The sequence below is a fragment of the Pseudomonas sp. GW821-FHT01C01 genome (genome assembly GCF_059422645.1).
The window spans coordinates 18,351-43,261 of the sequence record NZ_JBWKXF010000052.1 but is presented as its reverse complement, the minus strand read 5'-3'; the positions used below and the strand labels follow the sequence as shown (position 1 = coordinate 43,261).

The window sequence follows — 24,911 nt, the reverse complement described above, 5'->3', positions numbered from 1 at the left end:
CGAAAACTGCGTAACTCTTTGTTTATCAAGGAGTTTTCCGTTTCGACTGCGCCGGAAGTGGGGCGAATTATAGGCCTTCAGAATCTGCCGTCAAGCACTGATTTTGGTTTTCTATCAATAACTTGCAGAACGGGGGCAAACCACCTGATTACCTTCTATATAGAGGAGCAAAAACGCCCCTCTATATAGAAGAAGCCAATCAGAGAACACCCGAAGCCTTGAATGCAGACACTGCTCCAGCATCCAGGCCCAACACTCGCTGTAAAACCTCCAGCGTGTGCTCACCCAATAAAGGAGGCGCATAACGGTATTCAACTGGCGTCTCGGACAGTCGAATCGGGCTCGCCACCTGAGGCACCATTCCCGCCAGCGCATGCGGCAGCTCGATAGCCAACCCGCGCGCCTTGACCTGAGGATCGGCAAACATCTGCGCCAAGTCATTGATAGGCCCGCATGGCACGCCAGCCTGCTCCAGCAGCGCCACCCACTCAGCAGTGGTTTTGAACACCGTAGCCTGGCGGATCAGCGGAATCAGTACAGCCCTGTTTGCCACCCGCAGCTTGTTAGTCGCAAAACGCGGATCGTCCGCCCACTGAGGCTGCCCCGCGACTTCGGCAAACTTGCGGAACTGCCCATCGTTCCCGACGGTAAGGATGAAATCGCCATCCGCCGTAGGAAAATCCTGATAGGGCACGATGTTCGGATGAGCATTACCCAAGCGTTTAGGTGCATTGCCTGTCGTCAGGTAGTTCATTGCCTGGTTGGCCAGACAAGCCACCTGCACGTCCAGTAGTGCCATATCGATATGCTGACCACCACCGTCGTGATCCCGATGCGCAAGCGCAGCCAGGATCGCGACAGTCGAATACAGCCCGGTCAGGATATCCGTCAGCGCCACGCCAACCTTCACCGGCCCCGCACCTTCTTCGCCCTCAGGTCGCCCCGTCAGACTCATGAGACCACCCAGCCCCTGGATCATGAAGTCATAACCCGCACGCTTGGCGTAAGGACCGGTCTGGCCGAAGCCGGTGATCGAGCAATAGATCAGATCCGGATTGATCGCCTTCAGCGATTCATAGTCCAGGCCATAAGCCGCCAGACCGCCAACCTTGAAGTTCTCGATCAGGATGTCCGACTTGGCCGCCAACTCACGCACCAGCCTCTGCCCTTCAGGGCGCGTGAAGTCGATGGTGACCGATTGTTTGTTGCGATTGGCCGACAAATAATAGGCCGCCTCGCTGGTGTTTTCCCCATAAGCGTCTTTGAGGAACGGTGGCCCCCAGGCGCGCGTGTCATCGCCGTTACCCGGGCGCTCGACCTTGATCACTTCGGCGCCAAGGTCGGCAAGGATCTGCCCGGCCCAAGGCCCGGCCAGCACCCGCGATAAATCCAGTACCCGTAGATGCGAAAGCGCGCCCATCGACGTTCTCCTATTAATAGAACGCCTGGATGCCGGTTTGCGCACGACCAAGGATCAGAGCATGGACGTCATGGGTACCTTCATAGGTGTTCACCACTTCCAGGTTGACCAGGTGGCGAGCAACACCAAACTCATCGGAAATACCATTGCCGCCCAACATATCGCGAGCCATGCGAGCAATGTCCAGGGACTTGCCGCAAGAGTTGCGCTTCATCATCGAGGTGATTTCGACCGCCGCAGTGCCTTCATCCTTCATACGACCCAGACGCAGGCAGCCTTGCAGCGCCATAGTGATTTCAGTCTGCATGTCGGCCAGTTTTTTCTGGATCAACTGAGTGGCAGCCAGTGGGCGACCGAACTGCTGACGATCCAGGGTGTACTGGCGAGCGGTGTGCCAGCAGAACTCGGCTGCACCCAGCGCACCCCAGGAGATGCCGTAACGCGCCGAGTTGAGGCACGTGAAAGGACCTTTCAGGCCACGGACATCCGGGAAAATGTTCTCTTCCGGAACAAACACGTTGTCCATCACGATTTCGCCGGTGATCGATGCCCGCAGGCCAACCTTGCCGTGAATCGCCGGAGCGCTCAGGCCTTTCCAGCCTTTCTCCAGAACAAAGCCGCGGATGTCGCCGGCATCGTCCTTGCCCCAGACCACGAACACATCGGCAATCGGGCTGTTGGTGATCCACATCTTGCTGCCAGTGAGGCTGTAGCCGCCTTCCACTTTGCGCGCACGAGTGATCATCGAGCCCGGGTCGGAACCGTGGTTAGGCTCGGTCAGGCCGAAGCAGCCGATCCACTCGCCCGAAGCCAGTTTCGGCAGGTACTTCTGCTTCTGCGCTTCAGTACCGAATTCATTGATCGGCACCATCACCAGAGAGGACTGCACGCTCATCATCGAGCGATAGCCGGAGTCGATGCGCTCGACTTCACGGGCGATCAGGCCATAGCTGACATAGTTCAGGCCGCTGCCGCCGTACTGCTCGGGAATGGTTGCGCCCAACAGGCCGACTTCGCCCATTTCGCGGAAGATCGCCGGGTCGGTCTTCTCATGGCGGAAAGCTTCGAGGATGCGCGGCGCAAGGCTTTGCTGAGCGAATTGCGCAGCCGTGTCGCGAATCATGCGTTCTTCTTCAGTGAGCTGTTGATCCAGCAGCAGGGGATCGATCCAGTTGAAGCTAGCTTTACCGCCCATGAGTGTGTCCTCTCGAATCGGGTCAAATGACGTGGACTGATCCTAGGCCCGGATCGGCGCTACGGCAAACGAGGATTTCGCATACTGTTGTGCTATTTTCTCACTCCGAAACGTCGCAAAAGAGCCTTTATGCGATGTATTAGTGAGGTTGACGTACATGCGCAGAAAGATACCCAGCACCACCGCCCTGATCAGCTTTGAGGCAGCGGCGCGCCACGAGAGTTTCACCAAGGCAGCCCAGGAACTTTCGCTGACCCAAGGGGCGATTTGCCGACAGATCGCCAGCCTGGAGGAATTCCTCAGTGTGGAACTGTTCCGACGCTCGCGGCGCGGGGTCAAGCTGACGGAAGCCGGTCTCTCCTACAGCCGTCGAGTGGCCACTCAGCTCGACGCGGTAGAGCGCGATACCTTGTCGGTCATGGGCCAGCAAGGCACCAACGTGATCGAATTGGCCGTAGTTCCGACCTTCGGCACCCAATGGCTGCTGCCGCGACTCAAGGACTTCCAGCAAAAGCACCCGGAAGTGACGGTCAACCTGACCAACCGCACGCGGCCGTTCCTGTTCGCCGACACTGATTTTGATGCCGCAATCTACTTCGGTGACGCGGACTGGTCGGGTACAGAATCCCACAGGCTGATGGGTGAAAATCCGATGCCCGTATGCAGCCCCAACCTGCTCGGAAAAAAGATCAGTCTGACGCCCGGCGAAATCGCCGACTTACCTCTTCTGCAACAAACCACCCGCCCCTATGCCTGGCGCCAATGGTTCGACTCCCAACACCTGAATGTCCCGCGAGACATGACAGGTCCTCGCTACGAGCTATTCTCCATGCTCGCCCAAGCGGCCATGCACGACATGGGTATTGCCCTGATCCCGCCGTTCCTGATTCAACGAGAGCTGAAAGAGAAACGCCTGGTGATTGCCAACCCGCAAGCACTGTCCAGCATCAAGGCTTATTACCTGATGATTCCTGAGCGAAAGGTCGAATCGGCGTCTTTAAGGGCATTTCGAGACTGGCTGGTAAATCAGGCGCACAGCTACAGCCTAGAGGGATAAAGGCTCCCCAACATTACCTGACCTCGTAGTCAGTAAAAAACAAGCACTACAGATATAAGTATTTGTCGCATACCAGCAAACTGTATCGAGAAGTCGTACAAACGTCCCACAAGCGCCTGACCACGCGGCTTTGCGCCACTATTTCGATGCGATGTCGCATCATTCATACGGCCGATGTGTAATTTCTTGAATTTAAGCCAGAATCCTTGAAAAGCACGGTCTGCAAGGGATTGAGCCAGTTGGTTGCGACATTCGGTCACGGGGTGACTTGTAGTTAATTTTCCGTCACCCGTCATAATCCCTTGAAGGGCACAAAGTTCGCCTGCAAAATGCCGCGCCCCGCCCTGATTTGGCGGGATCGTGCTGATCGGCCGCCCCAGCCGCACCATCCGTAGTGCATGGGTTTACTCAATAAGATCACGCAGGAGATTTGACGTGCACATTGGTGTTCCTCTCGAAACCCAGACCGGTGAAACACGGGTTGCTGCAACCCCGGAAACCATCAAGAAGCTGATCAGCCAGGGTCATAAGGTCACTGTACAAAGCGGCGCCGGCGTTAATGCCAGCGTTGTCGACAGTGCCTATGAAGCGGCAGGCGCGACCATTGGCAGCGCCAATGACGCGTTTGGTGCAGAGCTGATTTTGAAGGTGGTCGCGCCCAGCGACAGCGAGCTGACGCTGATTAAAAGCGGCACCGTTGTGGTGGGGATGCTCAACCCGTTCAGCAATGAAACCATCGCCAAGCTGGCCGAGTGCGGCATTACCGCATTTGCCCTGGAGGCAGCGCCTCGCACCTCCCGCGCCCAAAGCCTGGATGTGCTGTCCTCGCAAGCCAACATCGCCGGTTATAAATCCGTGTTGCTGGCCGCGCACTACTATCCGCGCTTCATGCCGATGCTGATGACCGCTGCGGGCACTGTGAAAGCGGCGCGCGTGCTGATTCTCGGTGCCGGTGTGGCCGGTTTGCAGGCAATTGCCACAGCGAAACGCCTGGGTGCGGTCATCGAAGCGTCTGACGTGCGCCCTGCGGTAAAAGAGCAGATCGAATCCCTCGGCGCCAAGTTCGTCGACGTGCCTTACGAGACCGATGAAGAGCGCGAATGCGCCGTCGGTGTCGGTGGCTACGCCCGGCCGATGCCGGCGAGCTGGATGCGACGTCAGGCCGTGGCCGTGCACGAGCGCGCCAAACAGGCTGACATCGTCATCACCACCGCGCTGATTCCGGGCCGCAAGGCGCCGACACTGTTGAGCGCCGAAACCGTGGCACAGATGAAGCCCGGTTCGGTAGTCATCGACCTTGCGGCAGCCCAGGGCGGCAACTGCCCGCTGACCGTGGCGGACCAAGTGGTTGTCGAGAATGGCGTGACCATTGTCGGCCCGACCAACCTGGCTGCCGCAGTTGGAGCCGATGCCTCGGCACTGTATGCACGCAACCTGCTGGACTTCATGAAACTGTTGTTCGATAAAGAAGGACAACTGGTGATCAACCTTGAAGACGATATCGTCGCCGCGTGCCTGATGTGCCGCGACGGCCAGATCGTGCGCAAGAACGGCTGAGGATAAAAACAATGGAAGACATGCTGATCTCTCACGGTATCTACAACCTGATCATCTTCGTGCTGGCCATCTATGTCGGCTACCACGTGGTCTGGAACGTGACACCTGCACTGCACACACCACTGATGGCCGTGACCAACGCCATCTCGGCTATCGTCATCGTCGGCGCCATGCTCGCTGCCGCCCTCACCGTGACCCCGCTGGGCAAGACCATGGGCACCCTGGCCGTGGCCCTGGCCGCGGTCAACGTGTTTGGTGGTTTCCTGGTGACCCGGCGCATGCTGGAAATGTTCAAGAAAAAAGCGGCTCCAGCAAAAGCTCCGGCAGCCAAGGCCGAAGCAGTCAAGGCTGAGGTGCAGCAAGCATGAGCATGAACCTGGTTACTTCCCTGTATTTGATCGCCTCGGTCTGCTTCATCCAGGCGCTCAAGGGTCTCTCGCATCCAACCACGTCGCGTCGCGGCAACCTGTTCGGCATGCTCGGCATGGGCCTGGCGATCCTCACCACGGTCGGTCTGATCTACAAGCTCGGTGCCGAGCTGGCCCATGACGGTATCGTCTACGTGATCGTCGGCCTGCTGATCGGCGGCACCGTCGGTACAATCATGGCCAAACGCGTTGAAATGACCAAGATGCCCGAACTGGTCGCCTTCATGCACAGCATGATCGGCCTGGCAGCGGTGTTCATCGCCGTGGCTGCCGTGGTCGAGCCGCAATCGCTGGGCATCGTCCAGCAACTCGGTGACGCGATCCCGGCCGGTAACCGCCTGGAACTGTTCCTCGGTGCCGCCATCGGCGCTATCACCTTCTCCGGTTCGGTCATTGCGTTCGGAAAACTGGCTGGCAAGTACAAGTTCCGCCTGTTCCAGGGCGCACCGGTACAGTTTGGCGGTCAGCACAAGCTGAACCTGCTGCTGGGCCTGGCGACACTGGCCCTGGGCGTGACCTTCATGCTCACCGGCGACTACACCGCTTTCGGCGTGATGCTGGCGCTGGCCTTCGTGCTCGGCGTGCTGATCATCATCCCGATCGGCGGCGCCGACATGCCGGTGGTAGTGTCGATGCTCAACAGTTATTCCGGCTGGGCGGCAGCGGGTATCGGCTTCTCGCTGAACAACTCGATGCTGATCATTGCCGGCTCGCTGGTGGGCTCGTCCGGTGCGATCCTCTCGTACATCATGTGCAAGGCGATGAACCGTTCCTTCTTTAATGTATTGCTCGGCGGTTTCGGCAACACAGCCGACGCAGGTCCGGCAGGTGCCAAGGAGGCCCGCCCGGTGAAATCCGGTTCGGCTGACGACGCTACTTTCCTGCTGACCAACGCCGACACCGTGATCATCGTTCCAGGTTACGGCCTGGCGGTAGCACGGGCACAGCATGCGCTGAAGGAGCTGACCGAGAAGCTGACCCATCGCGGTGTGACCGTGAAGTATGCGATCCACCCGGTTGCCGGCCGTATGCCGGGACACATGAACGTGTTGCTGGCCGAGGCCGAAGTGCCTTACGACCAGGTGTTCGAGATGGACGACATCAACTCCGAGTTCGGTCAGGCCGACGTGGTGCTGGTGCTGGGTGCCAACGACGTGGTCAACCCGGCCGCGAAGAACGATCCGAAATCGCCGATTGCCGGCATGCCGATTCTCGAAGCGTTCAAGGCCAAGACCATCATCGTCAACAAGCGCTCGATGGCCAGCGGCTATGCCGGCCTGGACAACGAACTGTTCTACCTGGACAAAACCATGATGGTGTTCGGCGACGCGAAGAAAGTCATCGAAGACATGGTCAAAGCCGTCGACTAACCCTCTGCGGTACACAGAACGCCCCGACTCGTCGGGGCGTTTTTGTTTGCGCAAATCGTCGGACAAACTATTCTTTTATTACCGATCCGGTAACGGTGTTTTGCTTCAAAGGCCCGGAATAGACGCCTCGATTGCGACCTTGGTAGCGGGACAGAAGCCGACGCAATTCACTAGACTGCACGTCCTGCTACCTGTTACCCGAGATAACAATCCATGTACCGTGACCGTATTCGCCTGCCTTCGTTGTTGGAAAAAGTGATGAGTGCTGCCGACGCTGCCGCTCTGATTGAGGACGGCATGACCGTCGGCATGAGCGGCTTCACTCGCGCCGGCGAAGCCAAGGCCGTCCCCCAAGCGCTGGCCGAACGTGCCAAGGTCACGCCGCTGAAGATCAGCCTGATGACCGGCGCGAGTCTGGGCAACGACCTCGACAAGCAGTTGACCGAAGCCGGTGTATTGTCGCGACGCATGCCGTTCCAGGTCGACAGCACCCTGCGCAAGGCGATCAACGCCGGCGAGGTCATGTTCATTGACCAGCACTTGTCGGAAACCGTGGAGCAATTGCGCAACCAGCAATTGAAACTGCCGGACATTGCCGTGATTGAAGCCGTAGCGATCACAGAGCAAGGGCATATCGTGCCAACCACCTCGGTAGGCAACTCGGCCAGCTTCGCAATTTTCGCCAAGCATGTGATCGTCGAGATCAACATGGCGCACAACCCGAATCTCGAAGGTCTGCACGACATTTATATCCCGACCTATCGTCCGACCCGTACGCCGATTCCATTGGTCAAGGTCGACGACCGCATTGGCAGCACCGCCATCCCGATTCCAGCGGAAAAAATCGTCGCCATCGTGGTCACCAATCAGGCTGACTCACCTTCCACAGTGCTGGCGCCAGACGCTGAGACCCAAGCCATTGCCGACCACCTGATCGACTTCTTCAAGCAGGAAGTGGCCGCCGGACGCATGACCAACAAGCTCGGCCCGTTACAAGCTGGTATTGGCACCATTGCCAACTCGGTGATGTGTGGCCTGATCGACTCGCCGTTCGAAGACCTGACGATGTACTCCGAGGTTTTGCAGGACTCGACCTTCGACCTGATCGACGCAGGCAAGCTGAGTTTTGCCTCGGGCAGTTCGATCACCCTGTCGAGCAGGCGCAATGCCGACGTCTTCGGCAATCTGGAGCGCTATAAGGACAAGCTGGTCCTGCGCCCGCAGGAGATTTCCAACCACCCTGAAGTCGTGCGTCGCCTGGGCATCATCGGCATCAATACGGCGCTGGAGTTCGACATCTACGGCAACGTCAACTCCACTCACGTCTGCGGCACGCGGATGATGAACGGCATCGGCGGCTCCGGCGACTTTGCGCGCAATGCGCACCTGTCTGTATTCGTGACCAAGTCGGTTGCCAAGGGCGGTGCGATCTCAAGCGTGGTGCCGATGGTCAGCCATGTCGACCATACCGAACATGACGTCGACATCCTCGTGACCGAAGTAGGCCTGGCGGACTTGCGAGGCCTCGCGCCCCGGGAGCGTGCCCGGGTCATCATCGACAAGTGCGTGCATCCGGATTACCGCCAGGCGCTGAATGATTACTTCACCGCCGCATGCGCCATCGGCGGGCACACCCCGCACATCCTGCGTGACGCCCTCAGCTGGCACATCAACCTGGAAGAAACCGGGCAAATGCTGAAGAAGTAATTGGTACAGATAGCAGCTGACGCAAACACAGTTTCGTCAGCTTGCGCTTGCCTCCTTGCAATATGAAAAAAACTGTACTGCTGTACCGGTCATTTCCTACCGAAAACTCCTACCTCACTGGACCAAAACAACAAAAATGCACCGCAATGGTGCTGACAGGTACAGTTGCCTCAATTTCGACCAGTACACCGCCTATAAACAGTTAACTGAGCTCTCACAATACAGGTGAACTGTATCTACAGAGACTAGGCAAACGAGAGGATCATGGGCACCAGTTAAACCACTACCTAATCCCGCCACAAGCGGAAGGATGTCAACCATGGAACGTACACTCAGTTCCGAACTGTTCTTCGAAGACACTGCTGCAAAAACCCAGGCTTCCCTGCCTCTGCGCGTTATCGCCAACCTGATGCTGTGGCAGCGCCGCATCTCCAGCCGCCATCAACTGGCTCGCCTGGATTCGCGTCTGCTGGCTGACGCCGGGATTAGCGAAGCACAACGCTACGAAGAGCTGAGCAAGCCGTTCTGGCGCTAAGTTAGCGTCGCTGGCTCTGACCTCAAGGTCCACCGCCAGCAACCCGAATTGAAAAAACAAAACCCGTCGTGGGAAACCACGACGGGTTTTGTCGTTTTGGCCTGTCAAACCTGGTCTTACAGCAGGGAAACCTGAATACCAGTACAGTTTTCAAAAAACACAAACTTGATGAGTACAATATTGCCGCAGTGTGTCTGTAGCGGAATTTCGCCCGGTGTCAGCATGGAGCTCTCCACTTATAAGGACAGGGACCGCGCCATGAATAACTTACAGGATGTTTCCGTTTCCTCAGTTCAATCGAGACCTTGCCTGCATTGGCTTCGAGGGCTGTTGAAAGGGCTCTTTGCTGGCCTGGAAAGGGCGAGAACACGACGTTTACTGGCTCAGCTCGATGATCGTCAGCTATCGGATCTGGGCATCAGCTACGCCGACCGCCGCAATGAATTGGATAAACCGTTCTGGCGCTGACTTCCTGCTTGCATAGTCGGGGCTGTTCGAACTGATACACACAGGCCTAATATCAAACCAGAACGTGGCGAACGCCGAGTGTCTGGCGTCTGACTTTGCAGACACTGCGCCATTTTTCAACTGTTTTACCCAAAGGAGTTACCTATGTCCCGTCTTCGCCTGCTCAGTGCTGCGGCCCTGATTGCCGTGGCTGCCAATGCCCAAGCCAGCAGCTTCATCGTGACCACGGATGCTGTCGTCAATGCACTCAAAGCCACGTCCGATGCGACCACCGACGTCGTCTCTTCGTCGTTCAAGGATGACAAGATCGTTCTTGCGGCCCGAGACGACGCTGCCAGCTTTGTCGCCAGCGAAGGTTCCATCCGCGGCGTAAAACTGGAAAGCGCACTCGACCACATTCGCCACCAGGCGCCACAGTTGAGCGCAACCGACGCACAACTGGCGCAGGCAATCCTGACGATCTAATCGACTGCACAGGCATGGGGCACGCCCGACGTGCCCCAATGTTTCGGCACTGGCTCTAGAACGGGCCTTGCGCTAGGCTTTGGACTCACACTCAACTGTCGAGTCTCATGCGTTTTCCTTCAAGTCTCTTGATCACGCCAGTCTTTTTTACCCTTGGCTACTGTGGATCGGCCCACGCCTTTGACGCCTTCAACCTGTCCACCCAAGGCATCGTTGCCAGCGGTTACGCCACAAGTTTGGTGACCTCCGCCCCCTTCGACCATAAACTGCTGCTCGCCGCCCAGGATGACGCAGCGGCATTCATCGCCAGTGACGGCCAACTGAGAGGCGCACGACTGGAATCGGCCCTGCGGTATCTGCGCCGAACCCAGGCAAAACTTCATGCCAGCGACCTTGAACTGGCACAAGCAATTCTCGTCCAATAGTTATCCCTGTTTTTCTGGAGTCGTTCCATGCGTAACCCGCTGATTGCTGCCACCTTAGGCCTGCTGCTGTTGGCCGACGTGGCCCAGGCACATACTCTGGTTGCCACCAGTAACATGCTGATTCGTGCTACCCAGCGCACCCTCGATTTCACCTCCGACACCACCACGTCCATCCGCGATTCGAAGATCGTGCGCGAGGCCCAGGACGATGCCGCCAGTTTCGTTGCCAGCAATGGCGACATCCGTGGCGCTCACCTGGAATCCGCTTTCGACTTGCTGCGCACCCGCGTGCCCGAAGCTCGCGACGCCAGCGATCAGGCTCTCGCCGAAGCCATCCTCGCTCTGTGAAGCGCCCGGGTGCCTGGCTACTGGCCGTAGCTCTATTGCTGCTTGGCAACACGGCCCACGCAGGCCTTCAACTCAAGCTCAAGACCGAAGGCCTGAGCCCCGCGCAACAGCAAGCCAGCCAGGCTCTGCTCGATGAGGCCATGCAGGCACTGCCGCCACGCTTTATCGAGCAACTCGATCGACGCATCGACGTCGTCTGGACCGATGACATGCCGAGCAACGCCTACGGTCAGGCGTCACTGGTGTCGGAGCTCGATCTGAATCGCAACCTGCTGGCTGGTCTCACCGATGGCAGCGCCGCGACCAGGAAAACCCAGCGCCCCCATGGCACTGTGCGCCGGGAAATGCTGGCCACGGTGTTGCACGAACTGACTCACATCTACGATCGCTCGCGCCTGTGGCCGGATGCCGAACGCAAGCTGATTCAACGTTGTACCCAGCGCAACAACAGCTCTGGGCTGGTTGGCATTCCCGACCAATGCCGGGGCCAGTCCGGTCGGCGTTTTACCCTCAGTGACGACCCGCGCCTGCTCGACCTCGCCGGCTGGCAGCAATACGTTGGCCGTCGCGGCGAACGCGAACAGCACAACCGCCAGATTGCCCGCAGTCCGGATATCTACGAGACCAGCAGCCCAAAGGAATTCGTCGCGGTCAACATGGAGTATTTCCTCCTCGATCCGGGCTATGCCTGCCGCCGCCCCGCGCTGTACCGCTACTACAAGGAACATTTCGGCTGGGCGCCCACCGCCAAAGACACCTGCAACAAGACCTTCGCTTTCCTCAATGCCGGCAACGACTTCGCCAAGACTCCTTTGGGCCAGGTCGATCCGGAGCGGGTCTATGCCGTTGACTATCTGCTGGCCGAGGCTAACCAGAACCTGTTCAGCCGCTGGGGCCACAGCATGTTGCGCCTGGTGATCTGCGCGCCGGGCCGACCACGCGGACCGGATTGTCGACTGGACCTGGACCAGCATCTGGTGCTGTCGTACCGCGCCTTCGTCGGCGACGTACAACTGTCGAGCTGGGATGGCCTGGTCGGTAAATACCCGTCGCGGCTGTTTATCCTGCCGCTGTCCCAAGTCATCGACGAATACACCAAGACCGAATTGCGCAGCCTGGCCTCCGTGCCCCTGAACCTGTCGCGCAACGAGATCGAAGATGTGGTGGAACGTGCCGCCGAGATGCACTGGAGCTATGACGGCAACTACTTCTTCCTGTCAAACAACTGCGCTGTGGAAGAACTGAAGTTACTGCGCGGCGGCACCAACAACCCGCAACTGGTTGGGCTCGACAACATCATGCCCAACGGTTTGCTGGAAGTGCTGAAGGGCCGCGGACTGGCGGACACCAGTGTGCTGGACGATCCGCGAGAAGCCCTGCGCCTGGGTTATCGTTTCGACTCCTTCCGCGAGCGCTATCAGGCCATGTTCGAGATCCTGAAAAAGCAGTTGCCGATCAAACAGGACACCGTCGAAGACTGGCTCGACTTGAAGGCCGAACAGCGCCGGCAATGGTTCGAGCAGGCCGATTTGCGCACCAGTGCGGCGTTGCTTCTGCTGGAGCAGGCGAGTTTCCGTCAGCAGTTGTTGTTGGCCCAGGATGAAGTGAAGCAGCGTTATCTGGGCGCCCGCGAACTGAAAAACGGCGGCATGGACAAGGCCAACCAGACGCTCAAGGACATTCTCGCCAACAGTGGCTTCCTCAGCCGTCCGGCGGAACTGCTGGGCACCAGCGGTTATGGCTTGCCGCAGCCGAGCGAGTGGGAGCATCTGGAATCGGAAAGCAGCCAGCGCCAGAAGCAGCTCCTGGCGCTGTCCGGGGATCTGGACAAAGAAGTAAGAGCGTTGCTTGAACCGGACCGGGCCGCCGAAATGGCCGCCAACGAGGCCAACGTGAAGCAGATTGGTGAGCACTTGCGCAAACTGCACAAGGCATCAGGCGGGATAGAGTTGCCTTGATCCGTAACCTGTAGGAGCGAGCTTGCTCGCGAAAAGGCCATCAGTTTCAACATCCTTGTTGACTGATATACCGCCTTCGCGAGCAAGCTCGCTCCTACAGCGGGTCAGTGTTCAGCTCAACTGACGCGGGCTTTACGCACGCCGTCCGCCAGCGCCGAGCACAGGCTCAATACGCCGTCGACGGCCTGATCCGCGGTTACCGCATTGGCGATCTGGTCGATCAATGCCGAGCCCACCACCACACCATCAGCCAGACGTGCAATGGACGCCGCCTGTTCCGGAGTCCGGATACCGAAACCGATGCTGATCGGCAGGTCGGTATGGCGGCGCAGACGGGCGACCGCTTCTTCGACGTGTTCCAGCGTGGCGGCACCGGCGCCGGTCACACCGGCCACCGACACGTAGTAGACGAATCCGGAGCTGCCGTTGAGAACGGTCGGCAGGCGTACATCGTCGGTGGTCGGCGTGGTCAGGCGAATGAAGTCCAGGCCCGCTGCCTGCGCCGGGTCGCACAGCTCGCCGTTATGCTCCGGCGGCAAGTCGACCACAATCAAGCCATCAACGCCGGCCTCTTTGGCTTCGGCAATGAAGCGCGGTACACCGTACATGTGGATCGGGTTGAAGTACCCCATCAGCACCAGCGGCGTTTCGTTGTTGTCCTGGCGGAACTCGCGAACCATTTGCAGGGTTTTCGCCAGATTCTGTTTGGCACCCAACGCACGGATGTTGGCGAGCTGGATTGCCGGCCCGTCGGCCATCGGGTCGGTGAAGGGCATGCCCAGCTCGATCACGTCGGCGCCAGCCGCCGGCAAGCCTTTGAGGATTGCCAGGGACGTGTCATAGCCCGGATCGCCAGCGGTCACGAAGGTCACCAGGGCGGCGCGGTTCTGTTCCTTGAGTTCGGCAAAACGCGTTTGCAGGCGGCTCATCAGTGTTTCTCCTGCTTTGATGGCTCGTGTTGAGAGTGTTCCATGTGGTGCATCACGGTCTGCATGTCTTTGTCGCCACGGCCGGACAGGTTGACCACCATCAGGTGATCCTTTGGCAGGCTCGGTGCTCGCTTGAATACTTCAGCCAGGGCATGGGCGCTTTCCAGGGCCGGGATGATCCCTTCCAGGCGGCAGCACTGGTGGAACGCGGCGAGGGCTTCGTCGTCGGTCACCGAGGTGTACTGAACGCGGCCAATGTCGTGCAACCAGGCGTGTTCCGGGCCAATGCCCGGGTAGTCGAGGCCGGCAGAGATCGAGTGGGCATCAATGATCTGACCATCATCGTCCTGCAGCAGGAAGGTACGGTTGCCGTGCAGGACGCCAGGAACGCCGCCATTCAGGCTGGCCGCGTGCTTGCCGGTCTCGATGCCGTAACCGGCGGCTTCAACGCCGATGATCTCGACACTCTTGTCGTCGAGGAACGGGTGAAACAACCCCATGGCGTTGGAACCACCGCCAATGCACGCCACCAGGCTGTCCGGCAGGCGACCTTCCTGGGCTTGCAATTGCTCACGGGTTTCCTTGCCGATCACGGCCTGGAAGTCGCGGACCATTGCCGGGTAAGGGTGCGGACCGGCCACGGTGCCAATCAGGTAGAACGTGCTGTCGACATTGGTTACCCAGTCACGCAGGGCTTCGTTCATCGCATCCTTCAGCGTGCCGGTGCCGGCCACCACCGGGATCACCTCGGCGCCCAGCAGCTTCATGCGAAACACGTTGGCCTGCTGACGCTCGATGTCAGTGGTGCCCATGTAAATCACGCAATCCAGACCGAAACGCGCAGCGACGGTGGCCGTGGCCACACCGTGCATGCCGGCGCCGGTCTCGGCGATGATGCGCTTCTTGCCCATGCGCCGCGCCAACAGGATCTGGCCGATGCAGTTGTTGATCTTGTGCGCGCCGGTGTGGTTCAGCTCTTCACGCTTGAGATAGATCTTCGCGCCGCCACAGAACTCGGTCAGACGCTCGGCGAAATACAGTGGGCTTGGACGTCCGACGTAGTCGCGCTGGAAGTAGGCCAGTTCTTCTTTGAATGCAGGATCTTCCTTGGCCAACTCATATTCACGGGCCAGGTCGAGGATCAACGGCATCAGGGTTTCGGCAACGTAGCGGCCGCCGAACGCGCCAAACAGGCCGTTGGCATCAGGGCCGTTGCGCAGATTAGTCTGGGTCATGGGGCGCTCCAGTTGAAGGCGTGAAGTGATGCATAAAGAGATAGTGGGCTTCACTCTACCCCTGACGCCCCGGCCTGAAAACCGATAAGATCGCCGCAACCTGTCAGGAAAACTCACAGATCCCATGAGCCATGACCTTCCTCCGCTGAATGCGCTGCGCGCCTTCGAAGCCACTGCCCGCTTGAACAGCGTCAGTCAGGCGGCTGAACAGTTGCACGTCACCCATGGGGCCGTCAGCCGGCAATTGAAAGTCCTGGAAGAACACTTGGGCGTGAGTCTGTTCATCAAGGACGGTCGCGGCCTGAAACTCACAGATGCCGGGTTGCGTCTGCGTGACGCCAGCAGCGAAGCCTTCGAACGTCTGCGCAGCGTTTGCGCCGAACTCACACAAAGCACAGCCAATGCTCCATTCGTGCTCGGTTGCTCGGGAAGCCTGCTGGCGCGCTGGTTTATCCCGCGTCTGGGGAGACTCAATGCTGACCTGCCCGACTTGCGCCTGCACCTGTCGGCCGGAGAAGGCGATCTCGATCCGCGAAGACCGGGGCTGGATGCCTTGTTGGTATTTGCCGAGCCGCCCTGGCCGGCGGATATGCAGGTTTTTGAACTGGCCAGCGAACGTATCGGCCCGGTCATGAGCCCTCGTTTCGTCGGCTATGAACGGCTCAAGGAAGCGCCGGAAACTGCACTGCTGAACGAACCCTTGCTGCACACCACATCACGCCCGCAAGCCTGGCCGAACTGGGCGCAACCACGCGGCCTCGACGCCAGGGCATTGAAGTACGGTCAGGGATTTGAACATTTGTATTACTTGCTGGAAGCCGCCGTCGCGGGTCTGGGTGTGGCAATCGCCCCCGAGCCCCTGGTGACGGAGGACTTGAAGGCCGGCCGTCTGGTTGCGCCATGGGGCTTCAGTGAAACCCCGGCACAACTGGCGTTGTGGCTACCCAAGCGCGCCGCGGACGGGCGCGCCCGGCAACTGGCGCAGTGGCTCAGGAACGAACTGAGTCGAGCGGATTAATCACGCTTGCACAACAGATAAGCGGCCAGCAGGCCCAATGCGCCCACGGCGACACCGGCCGTTGTCCAGGGGTGTTCCTGTGCATAGTCCCGGGTGGCGATTCCGGTTTCGCGGGTTTTTACCTTGACCTCTTCATAGGCGTCGGCAAGCAGATGACGCGAGTGCTTCAAGGCATTCTCGGCGTTGCTTTTCAGGGTCTTGAGGGTTTTACGCGACTCGTCCGAGGCGTCGTCCTTCAGGCTTTCCAAAGACTTGAGCAGACTCTCGATCTCGGCTTCCATGCTTTGCAATGAGGCTTTGCGTAACGAGTTGCTGGCCATGGTGGCTCTCCTGCATTGGTGATGAGTGGCGTGTGTTGGTTGGGACTTCAGGGGTTCGAGAAAGTGCAGAAAATCTGAACTTCACCCACAGAACGGCCAACAGAAGAAATAGGAAAAATCACTGCTAGGCTGTAATTCACACGCCAAGGAGAACGCCATGTCTGACCATCACACCTACAAGAAAGTCGAGCTGGTCGGCTCGTCCACCAACAGTATCGAAGATGCGATCAACAACGCGCTGGCCGAAGCCAGCAAAAGTATCAAGTACATGGAATGGTTTGAAGTGACCGAGACCCGTGGGCACATCAAGGACGGCAAGGCAGCGCACTTTCAGGTGACCCTGAAAGTCGGGTTCCGGATTGCCAGCAGCTGACTTTGCGCTAGTCTTCTGAACTTGCACGCCGGCCGAATGCCATAGGGAATGGCAAAACGCTACTTGCGTGCGTCCGGCTGACAGCTGGTTACCCTATGATCCGACCAGGGAATGCGACCGATGAAGAAGTTTATGTTGGCGGTAGGTTTGTTGAGCCTTGTGGGGACCGCAATGGCGGGCGGCAAGTCATGCGAAGAACTGAAAGCCGAAATCGCAGCGAAACTCGATGCCAAAGGCGTTTCCGGTTATTCGCTGGAAATTGTCGATAAAGGTGCCGATGCCGGCGGGAAAGTTGTTGGTAAATGCGATGCGGGCGCCAAAGTGATCGTCTATAAAAAATAGGCCGATTCCCGCTTGAATGAAAAAGCCGACGCCATGGCGTCGGCTTTTTTATGGGCATTGATCAATCGGCGTGCCCATTTTTTACTGCGGCTCTCCCCAAGATCCGGGGAGGCTTTGGTGATTACGGATTAACACTGTCTTTCAACGATTTACCTGGCTTGAACGCAACGGTGTTGCTGGCCTTGATTTTGACGGGCTCACCGGTTTGCGGGTTTTTGCCGGTGCGGGCACCGCGATGGCGTTGCAGGAAGGTGCCGAAGCCTACCAGCGTCACGCTGTCTTTGCGGTGCAAGGCACCGGTGATTTCTTCAAGAACGGCGTTGAGAACACGGTTGGCTTGTTCTTTGGTGAGGTCTGCTTTTTCAGCAATGGCTGCAGCGAGTTCTGGTTTACGCATATGAGTGAAGCCCCTTTGACGGTTTGTTGTTGTTATGTCCGTGCTGCTCTCTGCGGAGCAGCGCCCAAAGCGCCGCAGATGCTCTACTCTGCGGCAGACGGGAGTGAGGATGGCACGCAGTGAGGCCCCGCGCCAGTATCGGCGCGGCCTTTGTTAGGGCAAAAGGGGGGTGATTCCGACAGAACGACCGGTATTTATGCCAGCAGGGCCGGAAGCTCTTTGTTCAGGGCCAGTTTTTCCATCACGGCCGCGCCTGTCAGGGCATAACCGAGCAGTTTGCCAGTGGCGTCACGGCATAAAACCTTGATGTCGGCGCCCTGCCCTTCGACAGTCCAAATGCCCTCTGCGCCCCGTGGCGGCGGGGACACCACCAACGGGCAGACCGGGGTTTTGACGGTGATCGGCATCGGGCCATAGGTGACGGCGGTCGGGTTGCCGGCAAGGGTTTGGGCCAGCGCTCGCGCACAGCTCATCAGGGGCATGACGTACAGCAGGTTCAGCCCATCGACCTCGGCACAGTCGCCCAGGGCGTAGATGTTGGCGTGGGAGGTTTTCAGGTGCCGGTCGACCATGACGCCACGGTTGACCTGCAACCCGGCCGCTGCCGCGAGGTCGACGCGTGGGCGCAGGCCAATGGCCGAGACCACCACGTCGCACGGGATTACCTGGCCATCGGACAGGTGTGCTTCCAGGCCATCGGCCACGCGTTGCAGGCGGTTGAGCACCGGCCCAAGGTGGAAGCGCGCGCCGAGGCTTTCAAGGCCAGCCTGCACGGCAGCCGCGGCCGCCGGGTGCAACAGGGTCGGCATGACTTGTTCGCACGGCGCAACCAGTTGCACTTCGTAGCCGCCCAGGGTCAGGTCGTTGGCAAACTCGCAGCCGATCAGGCCGGCGCCAAGCAGCAGCACGCGGCGCTTGCCGGCTGCTGCCGCACGGAAGCGTGCGTAGTCTTCCAGGTCGTTGATGGGGAATACGCAATCCGCCGCGTCGCCTTCAATGGGCACGCGCACGGTTTCGGCGCCCCAGGCCAGGATCAGATCGCGGTAGATCACTGCTTCTTCACCAATCCACAGGCGCTTGTGGCCCGGGTCGATACCGCTGATGCGCGTGTGGGTGCGTATTTCGGCCTTGAGTTGTTCGGCCATGGCGCCGGGTTCGGCCATGCTCAGGCCGTCGGCATCCTTGTTTTTACCGAAACCGGTGGAGAGCATCGGCTTGGAGTAGGAGCGCCCGTCATCGGCGGTAATCAAAAGCAGCGGGGTTTCGCTGTCGAGCTTGCGAAACTCGCGGGCGACGTTGTAGCCAGCCAGACCAGTGCCAATGATGACGACAGGTGCGTTCATTCCTTACTCCTCAATTGTTCAGGCAGCGATTTCGATCATTTCAAAATCCATCTTGCCCACACCGCAGTCCGGGCACAGCCAGTCTGCCGGGACGTCTTCCCAACGGGTGCCCGGCGCAATGCCGTCGTCAGGCCAACCGTCGGCTTCGTTGTAGATCAGGCCGCACACGATACATTGCCACTTTTTCATTCAGGTACTTCCTCAGGATTCAGGCGTTTTGCCGGCACGGACGGTCGATGGTTGAAGCGCTGCCGTCCGGCTCAGGGCGTTTTGTACTGATGGGGCCGGGCAGATGCAAGCCTGTTCGGCGCAACGGCAGGCCATTTCACTCAATATCGGTAGCTGACATGTTAAGCTCGCCGCCTCATTTGCTGCCAATAATGACTCATTGTGCAACACACAAAAGCCCCCTCTGCGCCCCTGCTCTGGCTCTCTCAAAGCCAACTGTCGCCCCTCCCCGACACGTCTATCCTCGACTGGTTGTTCGATTATGGCTCGCTGACCAGGCGCCTTATTCATCTGACGAATGATGCCTTCAGCGTCACACCGCTGTTCGAAGGCTGGCAGCCCTTGCGCGCCGACGAATGCGCAGCGCTGGACCTGGCCGAAGGCAGTGAAGGTTGGGTACGCGAGGTGTATTTGCGCGGTCACGGTGAAGCCTTGGTGTTTGCTCGCAGTGTCGCCGCGCGCAGTGCGTTGCAGGGTGACGGCTTGCACATGGACGAATTGGGTAGCCGCTCGCTGGGGGAACTGCTGTTTTGCGATCAGGCCTTTGAGCGCCGGACCATCGAGGTTTGTCATTACCCATCGGCGTGGCTGCCGAGCGAGGTGCGGGCGCCGGAACTGTGGGGCCGCCGCTCGCGCTTTGATCGTGGTGCGTTGAGCGTACTGGTGGCCGAGATTTTCCTGCCGACCCTGTGGGACGCCGCACGCGCCCAACCGGAGGACCGTTGATGTACCAAAGCCTGCTCAAGTCCTTGAACCGCTTGAACCCTCGGGCCTGGGATTTCATTCAGCTGACCCGCATGGACAAGCCGATCGGCATTTACCTGCTGCTCTGGCCAACGCTGTGGGCGCTGTGGATTGCCGGCAAGGGTTCGCCATCCTTGGCCAACATTGTGATTTTTGTCCTCGGCGTGGTGCTGACCCGCGCCGGCGGCTGCGTGATCAACGATTGGGCGGACCGCAAGGTCGACGGCCATGTGAAGCGTACTGAACAGCGGCCGCTGGTGAGCGGCAAGATCAGCTCCAAAGAAGCGCTGGTGTTCTTTGCGTTGCTGATGGGTGTGAGTTTCCTGCTGGTGCTGTGCACCAACGCTGCAACCATTTGGCTGTCGCTGGGCGGCCTGGCGCTGGCGTTCAGCTACCCGTTCATGAAGCGCTACACCTATTACCCGCAGGTGGTGCTGGGCGCGGCGTTTTCCTGGGGCATGCCGATGGCATTCACCGCTGAAACCGGTGAACTGCCGGCAGCCGCGTGGCTGTTGTACATCGCCAACCTGATGTGGACGGTGGGCTACGACACCTATTACGCGATGACCGACCGCGACGATGACTTGAAGATCGGCGTGAAATCCACGGCGATTCTGTTTGGCGAAGCGGACCGGGTGATCATCCTGACCCTGCAAGGGTTGGCGTTGGGTTGCCTGCTGCTGGCGGGGTCGAAGTTTGACCTCGGCGGCTGGTTCCACCTCGGATTGCTGGTGGCGGCGGGCTGCTTTGCGTGGGAGTTCTGGTACACCCGCGACAAGGACCGCATGCGTTGTTTCAAGGCGTTTTTGCACAATCACTGGGCGGGTTTGGCGATTTTCGTCGGGATTATGCTGGATTACGCGTTGCGTTGAAGCATCAAAAAGATCGCCGCCTTCAGCAGCTCCTGCAGAGCAACGAAGGCAGCGATCCAGTGCGGCAGGCTACAACCGTTACATATGCTCGTGAACGACGTGCCAGACGTCTTTTTTCTTGTCGCCCTTCATTTCTCCGGGTGCCTTGTCGTCCTTGTAGTAATACAGCGGCTTGCCGCCATAGGCCCATTGCATCATGCCATCGTCACGCTTGACGACTGTCCATTTACCTTCAGCCTTGGCACCCGCCGGCGCCATCATTGGTGGCCAGTACTCGGCGCACTCGCCGTTGCACATCGACTTGCCGCCCGCGTCCTTGTCGTACGTGTAGACCGTCATGCCTTTGTGATCGACCATCATGCCGTCTTTCATCATCGCCGGGTCGGCGGCCAAGGCCAGTGTCGGCAGCGTTAACGCAGCAGTGACCAGCAAAGCCTTCCAGGATTGAGCAATGTAGTTCATGGAAACCTTCCTTTTGTGGTTGTCAGGATTCGGAATTAGAGCTTAGCCCAGGATCCAGCCAATCGCCGGTCAACTAAAATACTGTCACACGACTGCAATAATTCCGTTATCTAATGCGGCGCAAGACAGTTAAATGACAAGAGGATTAAGGGCATGGTTGGCAGGAGCATTCTGATCGTCGACGACGAAGCGCCTATTCGCGAAATGATCGCCGTTGCGTTGGAAATGGCCGGCTATGACTGCCTGGAGGCTGAAAACTCCCAGCAGGCCCACGCCATTATCGTCGACCGCAAACCGGACCTGATCCTGCTCGACTGGATGCTGCCCGGCACATCCGGCATCGAGCTGGCCCGTCGTCTCAAGCGTGATGAGCTGACCGGGGACATCCCGATCATCATGCTCACCGCCAAGGGTGAAGAGGACAACAAGATCCAGGGCCTGGAAGTCGGCGCTGACGACTACATCACCAAACCGTTTTCCCCGCGTGAGCTGGTGGCGCGCCTGAAGGCTGTGCTGCGCCGTGCCGGTCCTACCGATGGCGAAGCGCCGATCGAAGTCGGCGGCCTGCTGCTGGACCCGATCAGCCATCGCGTGACCATCGACGGCCGTCCCGCCGAGATGGGCCCGACCGAATACCGCCTGCTGCAATTCTTCATGACCCACCAGGAGCGCGCCTACACGCGTGGTCAGTTGCTGGATCAGGTCTGGGGCGGCAACGTCTATGTCGAAGAGCGTACCGTCGACGTGCACATTAGACGCCTGCGCAAAGCACTCGGCGATGCTTACGAAAATCTGGTACAAACCGTGCGCGGCACTGGCTACCGGTTCTCAACCAAGGCCTGATGATCGCAGCGGTTCCACTTTCAAGGACGTATTTTTTTCGTGAACCAAAACTGGCATGGCACCCTGATTCGCCACATGCTGCTGCTGGTCACCGCCTGCCTGGTGATCGGCCTGATTTCCGGCTACTACGGCTGGAGCCTCGCCGCAGGCCTGGGTCTTTACCTGGCCTGGACCCTCAAACAGTTGCTGCGTCTGCACGAGTGGCTGCGCCTGCATAAACCCGATGAAGCGCCACCCGACGGCTACGGCCTGTGGGGCGAAGTGTTCGACAGCATCTACCACCTGCAACGCCGCGACCAACGGGTACGCGGGCGCCTGCAAGCGGTGATCGACCGGGTTCAGGAGTCCACCGCCGCGTTGAAAGACGCAGTGATCATGCTCGACACCGACGGCAACCTGGAATGGTGGAACCGCGCCGCCGAAACCCTGCTGGGTCTCAAGACGCCACAGGACAGCGGCCAACCGGTGACCAACCTGGTGCGCCATCCGCGCTTCAAGGAATACTTCGAGCAAGACAGTTACGCCGAGCCGCTGGAAATCCCTTCGCCGACCAACGACCGCGTGCGCATTCAGCTGTACATCACCCGCTACGGCAACAACGAACACCTGATGCTGGTACGTGATGTGACGCGCATCCATCAGCTGGAACAGATGCGCAAAGACTTCATCGCCAACGTTTCCCATGAACTGCGCACCCCGTTGACGGTGATCTGCGGCTACCTGGAAACCTTGCTCGATAATGTCGACGAGGTGAACCCGCGCTGGAGCCGCGCCTTGCAGCAGATGCAGCAACAAGGCGGACGCATGCAGACCTTGCTCAACGACCTGCTGTTGCTGGCCAAGCTGGAAGCCACCGACTATCCGTCGGACAACCAGCCGGTGCCGGTCGATTGCTTGCTGCAATCGATCAAGAGCGATGCCCAGCAACTGTCCGGCCAGAAGAACCAGCGCATTACCCTGGAGGCCGACCCGACGATTCTGCTCAAGGGCAGCGAAGCGGAGTTGCGCAGCGCTTTTTCCAACCTGGTGTTCAACGCGGTGAAATACACCCCGGCCGAAGGCAATATCCGCATTCGCTGGTGGGGTGATGACCAGGGCGCGCATCTGAGCGTGCAGGATTCCGGGATCGGCATCGACGCCAAACACCTGCCGCGCCTGACCGAACGCTTCTACCGCGTCGACTCCAGCCGCAACTCCAACACCGGTGGCACCGGCCTGGGGCTGGCGATCGTCAAACACGTTTTGTTACGGCATCGGGCACGGATGGAAATCAGCAGCGTGCCGGGCCACGGCAGTACCTTTACTTGCCACTTTGCCCCGGCTCAAGTCACCAAATCACGGGTTATCAGCACCGCCGATTGATACCGGCCAGCACGCGCCACTAGGCAACCGCCAAGTCAGCCGCTACATTGGCTGACTTGCGCCTGCCTTTCAGGTGCGGACTTTTCTTTCCTTTCGAATACACGGAACCAGCAAAACTCCATCATGGACCCTTCCCCTGGCTTGACCCTCGCTACAATTTTCGCCGACTTCGGCATGATTCTTTTTGCTCTGATCCTGGTTTTGCTCAACGGATTTTTCGTTGCGGCGGAATTTGCCATGGTCAAGCTGCGCTCGACCCGGGTCGAGGCCATCGCTGATAAAAACGGCTGGCGCGGGCACATCCTGCGCACCGTGCACAGTCAGCTCGATGCCTACCTGTCGGCCTGCCAATTGGGTATCACCCTCGCCTCCCTGGGCCTGGGTTGGGTCGGTGAACCTGCGTTCGCCCACCTCCTGGCACCCGTGCTGAGTGCCGTGGGCGTCGATTCCGCCGAAGTGGTCAAGGCGATTTCGTTCTTCACCGCGTTCTTCATCATTTCGTACCTGCACATCGTGGTCGGCGAACTGGCCCCCAAATCCTGGGCGATCCGCAAACCCGAATTGCTGTCGCTGTGGACCGCCGTGCCGCTGTACCTGTTCTACTGGGCCATGTACCCGGCCATCTACCTGCTCAACGCCAGCGCCAACCAGATCCTGCGCATCGCCGGCCAGGGTGAGCCCGGCCCGCATCACGAGCATCACTACAGCCGTGAAGAACTGAAACTGATCCTGCACTCCAGCCGTGGCCAGGACCCGAGCGACCAAGGCATGCGTGTATTGGCCTCGGCGGTGGAAATGGGTGAGCTGGAAGTGGTCGACTGGGCCAACTCCCGCGAAGACCTGGTGACCCTGGAGTTCAACGCACCGCTCAAGCAGATCCTGGCGATGTTCCGTCGCCACAAGTTCAGCCGCTACCCGGTGTACGACAGCGAACGCCAGGAGTTCGTCGGCCTGCTGCACATCAAGGATCTGCTGCTGGAACTGGCGGCGCTCGACCACATTCCCGAGTCGTTCAACCTTGCCGAACTGACCCGCCCGCTGGAGCGCGTGTCGCGGCACATGCCGCTGTCGCAGTTGCTGGAACAGTTCCGCAAGGGCGGCTCGCACTTCGCCGTAGTCGAAGAGGCCGACGGCAACATCATCGGCTACCTGACCATGGAAGACGTGCTGGAAGTGCTGGTGGGCGATATCCAGGACGAACACCGCAAGGCCGAACGCGGGATCCTCGCGTATCAGCCGGGCAAGCTGCTGGTGCGAGGCGATACACCGCTATTCAAGGTTGAACGACTGCTGGGCATCGACCTCGACCACGTCGAAGCCGAGACCCTTGCCGGGCTGGTCTACGAGAGCCTCAAGCGCGTTCCCGAAGAGGAAGAAGTGTTGGAAGTCGAAGGCCTGCGGATCATCATCAAGAAGATGAAAGGGCCGAAGATTGTTCTGGCCAAGGTGTTGATGCTGGATTGATTGCAGCTGTGGCGGCGAGCTCCCGTGGCGAGGGAGCTTGCTCCCG

At 59.3% G+C, this 24,911-nt stretch carries 29 protein-coding genes; 20 read left to right on the top strand and 9 right to left on the bottom strand.

Annotated elements, in window-relative coordinates:
* Nucleotides 1-189 (top strand): hypothetical protein (locus AC07XF_RS24040; protein WP_495028457.1); only part of this gene is annotated, 189 nt, incomplete at its 5' end.
* Between the two features lie 10 nt (nt 190-199).
* Here AC07XF_RS24040 and AC07XF_RS24035 read toward each other — a convergent pair.
* A complete protein-coding gene (locus AC07XF_RS24035) occupies nt 200-1,420 on the bottom strand; it encodes a CaiB/BaiF CoA transferase family protein (protein WP_495028456.1) in 1,221 nt (406 codons plus the stop codon).
* A gap of 13 nt (nt 1,421-1,433) precedes the next feature.
* On the bottom strand, nt 1,434-2,615 hold the full coding sequence (locus AC07XF_RS24030; protein ID WP_007992884.1) for an acyl-CoA dehydrogenase: 1,182 nt from the start codon (nt 2,613-2,615) through the stop codon (nt 1,434-1,436).
* 157 nt (nt 2,616-2,772) lie between these two features.
* On the opposite strand from AC07XF_RS24030, the gene AC07XF_RS24025 reads away from it, so the two are divergent.
* The 11 genes from AC07XF_RS24025 to AC07XF_RS23975 all read left to right on the top strand — a co-directional run bounded on the left by AC07XF_RS24025 (nt 2,773) and on the right by AC07XF_RS23975 (nt 12,933).
* Complete coding sequence (locus AC07XF_RS24025) at nt 2,773-3,672, top strand: LysR family transcriptional regulator (RefSeq protein WP_495028455.1); 900 nt, start codon at nt 2,773-2,775, stop codon at nt 3,670-3,672.
* A 435-nt stretch (nt 3,673-4,107) separates the two neighbouring features.
* Nucleotides 4,108-5,229: a Re/Si-specific NAD(P)(+) transhydrogenase subunit alpha gene (locus tag AC07XF_RS24020; RefSeq protein WP_495028454.1), complete on the top strand. Its 1,122-nt coding sequence runs from the start codon at nt 4,108-4,110 to the stop codon at nt 5,227-5,229.
* An 11-nt stretch (nt 5,230-5,240) separates the two neighbouring features.
* Entirely contained in the window at nt 5,241-5,597 is a 357-nt protein-coding gene (locus AC07XF_RS24015; RefSeq protein WP_007992881.1) for an NAD(P) transhydrogenase subunit alpha part 2, read from the top strand.
* Entirely contained in the window at nt 5,594-7,027 is a 1,434-nt protein-coding gene (locus tag AC07XF_RS24010; RefSeq protein ID WP_495028453.1) for an NAD(P)(+) transhydrogenase (Re/Si-specific) subunit beta, read from the top strand. Before AC07XF_RS24015 ends, AC07XF_RS24010 begins: the two co-directional genes overlap by 4 nt.
* A 213-nt stretch (nt 7,028-7,240) precedes the next feature.
* Nucleotides 7,241-8,734, top strand: coding sequence for a succinyl-CoA:acetate CoA-transferase ScpC (gene scpC, locus AC07XF_RS24005; RefSeq protein ID WP_495028452.1), 1,494 nt, complete (start codon nt 7,241-7,243; stop codon nt 8,732-8,734).
* A gap of 319 nt (nt 8,735-9,053) precedes the next feature.
* The gene (locus tag AC07XF_RS24000; RefSeq protein ID WP_018927231.1) at nt 9,054-9,269 is read left to right on the top strand and encodes a DUF1127 domain-containing protein; all 216 of its coding nucleotides are present in this window, start codon (nt 9,054-9,056) and stop codon (nt 9,267-9,269) included.
* A gap of 258 nt (nt 9,270-9,527) precedes the next feature.
* Nucleotides 9,528-9,737: a DUF1127 domain-containing protein gene (locus AC07XF_RS23995; protein WP_495028451.1), complete on the top strand. Its 210-nt coding sequence runs from the start codon at nt 9,528-9,530 to the stop codon at nt 9,735-9,737.
* A 144-nt stretch (nt 9,738-9,881) separates the two neighbouring features.
* The gene (locus tag AC07XF_RS23990; RefSeq protein ID WP_204932536.1) at nt 9,882-10,202 is read left to right on the top strand and encodes a DUF2388 domain-containing protein; all 321 of its coding nucleotides are present in this window, start codon (nt 9,882-9,884) and stop codon (nt 10,200-10,202) included.
* 107 nt (nt 10,203-10,309) lie between these two features.
* Entirely contained in the window at nt 10,310-10,627 is a 318-nt protein-coding gene (locus AC07XF_RS23985) for a DUF2388 domain-containing protein (protein WP_116262497.1), read from the top strand.
* 27 nt (nt 10,628-10,654) lie between these two features.
* Nucleotides 10,655-10,975 carry a DUF2388 domain-containing protein gene (locus AC07XF_RS23980; protein ID WP_495028450.1) on the top strand — a complete coding sequence of 107 codons (321 nt, stop codon included), beginning with the start codon at nt 10,655-10,657 and terminating at the stop codon, nt 10,973-10,975.
* A complete protein-coding gene (locus AC07XF_RS23975) occupies nt 10,972-12,933 on the top strand; it encodes a DUF7844 domain-containing protein (protein ID WP_495028449.1) in 1,962 nt (653 codons plus the stop codon). The genes AC07XF_RS23980 and AC07XF_RS23975 overlap by 4 nt, the downstream gene beginning before the upstream one ends.
* 116 nt (nt 12,934-13,049) lie before the next feature.
* On the opposite strand, the gene trpA is transcribed toward AC07XF_RS23975, so the two are convergent.
* Nucleotides 13,050-13,862 (bottom strand): tryptophan synthase subunit alpha, encoded by an 813-nt coding sequence (trpA, locus tag AC07XF_RS23970; RefSeq protein ID WP_495028448.1) that lies wholly within the window; start codon nt 13,860-13,862, stop codon nt 13,050-13,052.
* Nucleotides 13,862-15,097 (bottom strand): tryptophan synthase subunit beta, encoded by a 1,236-nt coding sequence (gene trpB, locus AC07XF_RS23965; protein ID WP_108231771.1) that lies wholly within the window; start codon nt 15,095-15,097, stop codon nt 13,862-13,864. The genes trpA and trpB overlap by 1 nt, the downstream gene beginning before the upstream one ends.
* A gap of 124 nt (nt 15,098-15,221) precedes the next feature.
* Between trpB and AC07XF_RS23960 the strand changes: the two genes are divergently transcribed.
* Nucleotides 15,222-16,115: a LysR family transcriptional regulator gene (locus AC07XF_RS23960; RefSeq protein ID WP_495028447.1), complete on the top strand. Its 894-nt coding sequence runs from the start codon at nt 15,222-15,224 to the stop codon at nt 16,113-16,115.
* Here AC07XF_RS23960 and AC07XF_RS23955 read toward each other — a convergent pair.
* Nucleotides 16,112-16,435, bottom strand: coding sequence for an ElaB/YgaM/YqjD family protein (locus tag AC07XF_RS23955; RefSeq protein ID WP_495028446.1), 324 nt, complete (start codon nt 16,433-16,435; stop codon nt 16,112-16,114). The two genes, AC07XF_RS23960 and AC07XF_RS23955, sit on opposite strands and share 4 nt — an antisense overlap.
* Before the next feature lie 157 nt (nt 16,436-16,592).
* On the opposite strand from AC07XF_RS23955, the gene AC07XF_RS23950 reads away from it, so the two are divergent.
* Entirely contained in the window at nt 16,593-16,808 is a 216-nt protein-coding gene (locus AC07XF_RS23950; protein WP_495028445.1) for a dodecin, read from the top strand.
* 120 nt (nt 16,809-16,928) lie between these two features.
* Entirely contained in the window at nt 16,929-17,150 is a 222-nt protein-coding gene (locus tag AC07XF_RS23945) for a DUF1161 domain-containing protein (protein ID WP_495028444.1), read from the top strand.
* Between the two features lie 121 nt (nt 17,151-17,271).
* On the opposite strand, the gene AC07XF_RS23940 is transcribed toward AC07XF_RS23945, so the two are convergent.
* From AC07XF_RS23940 to AC07XF_RS23930, 3 genes are all read right to left on the bottom strand, one after another.
* The gene (locus AC07XF_RS23940) at nt 17,272-17,547 is read right to left on the bottom strand and encodes an HU family DNA-binding protein (protein WP_003213368.1); all 276 of its coding nucleotides are present in this window, start codon (nt 17,545-17,547) and stop codon (nt 17,272-17,274) included.
* Nucleotides 17,548-17,741: 194 nt separating this feature from the next.
* Nucleotides 17,742-18,890 carry an NAD(P)/FAD-dependent oxidoreductase gene (locus tag AC07XF_RS23935; RefSeq protein ID WP_495028443.1) on the bottom strand — a complete coding sequence of 383 codons (1,149 nt, stop codon included), beginning with the start codon at nt 18,888-18,890 and terminating at the stop codon, nt 17,742-17,744.
* Between the two features lie 18 nt (nt 18,891-18,908).
* On the bottom strand, nt 18,909-19,079 hold the full coding sequence (locus tag AC07XF_RS23930; RefSeq protein ID WP_007995385.1) for a rubredoxin: 171 nt from the start codon (nt 19,077-19,079) through the stop codon (nt 18,909-18,911).
* A gap of 201 nt (nt 19,080-19,280) precedes the next feature.
* On the opposite strand from AC07XF_RS23930, the gene AC07XF_RS23925 reads away from it, so the two are divergent.
* Nucleotides 19,281-19,844 carry a chorismate--pyruvate lyase family protein gene (locus AC07XF_RS23925; protein WP_495028442.1) on the top strand — a complete coding sequence of 188 codons (564 nt, stop codon included), beginning with the start codon at nt 19,281-19,283 and terminating at the stop codon, nt 19,842-19,844.
* A complete protein-coding gene (gene ubiA / locus AC07XF_RS23920) occupies nt 19,844-20,734 on the top strand; it encodes a 4-hydroxybenzoate octaprenyltransferase (RefSeq protein ID WP_495028441.1) in 891 nt (296 codons plus the stop codon). The genes AC07XF_RS23925 and ubiA overlap by 1 nt, the downstream gene beginning before the upstream one ends.
* A gap of 78 nt (nt 20,735-20,812) precedes the next feature.
* On the opposite strand, the gene AC07XF_RS23915 is transcribed toward ubiA, so the two are convergent.
* On the bottom strand, nt 20,813-21,196 hold the full coding sequence (locus tag AC07XF_RS23915; RefSeq protein WP_495028440.1) for a COG4315 family predicted lipoprotein: 384 nt from the start codon (nt 21,194-21,196) through the stop codon (nt 20,813-20,815).
* A gap of 153 nt (nt 21,197-21,349) precedes the next feature.
* Here AC07XF_RS23915 and phoB point away from each other — a divergent pair, with 153 nt between their 5' ends.
* The 3 genes from phoB to AC07XF_RS23900 all read left to right on the top strand — a co-directional run bounded on the left by phoB (nt 21,350) and on the right by AC07XF_RS23900 (nt 24,865).
* On the top strand, nt 21,350-22,039 hold the full coding sequence (phoB, locus tag AC07XF_RS23910) for a phosphate regulon transcriptional regulator PhoB (protein ID WP_003229608.1): 690 nt from the start codon (nt 21,350-21,352) through the stop codon (nt 22,037-22,039).
* Nucleotides 22,040-22,114: 75 nt separating this feature from the next.
* On the top strand, nt 22,115-23,401 hold the full coding sequence (gene phoR / locus AC07XF_RS23905; RefSeq protein ID WP_495028459.1) for a phosphate regulon sensor histidine kinase PhoR: 1,287 nt from the start codon (nt 22,115-22,117) through the stop codon (nt 23,399-23,401).
* A gap of 123 nt (nt 23,402-23,524) precedes the next feature.
* The gene (locus AC07XF_RS23900; protein WP_007992853.1) at nt 23,525-24,865 is read left to right on the top strand and encodes a hemolysin family protein; all 1,341 of its coding nucleotides are present in this window, start codon (nt 23,525-23,527) and stop codon (nt 24,863-24,865) included.
* The last annotated feature ends 46 nt before the right edge of the window (nt 24,866-24,911 follow it).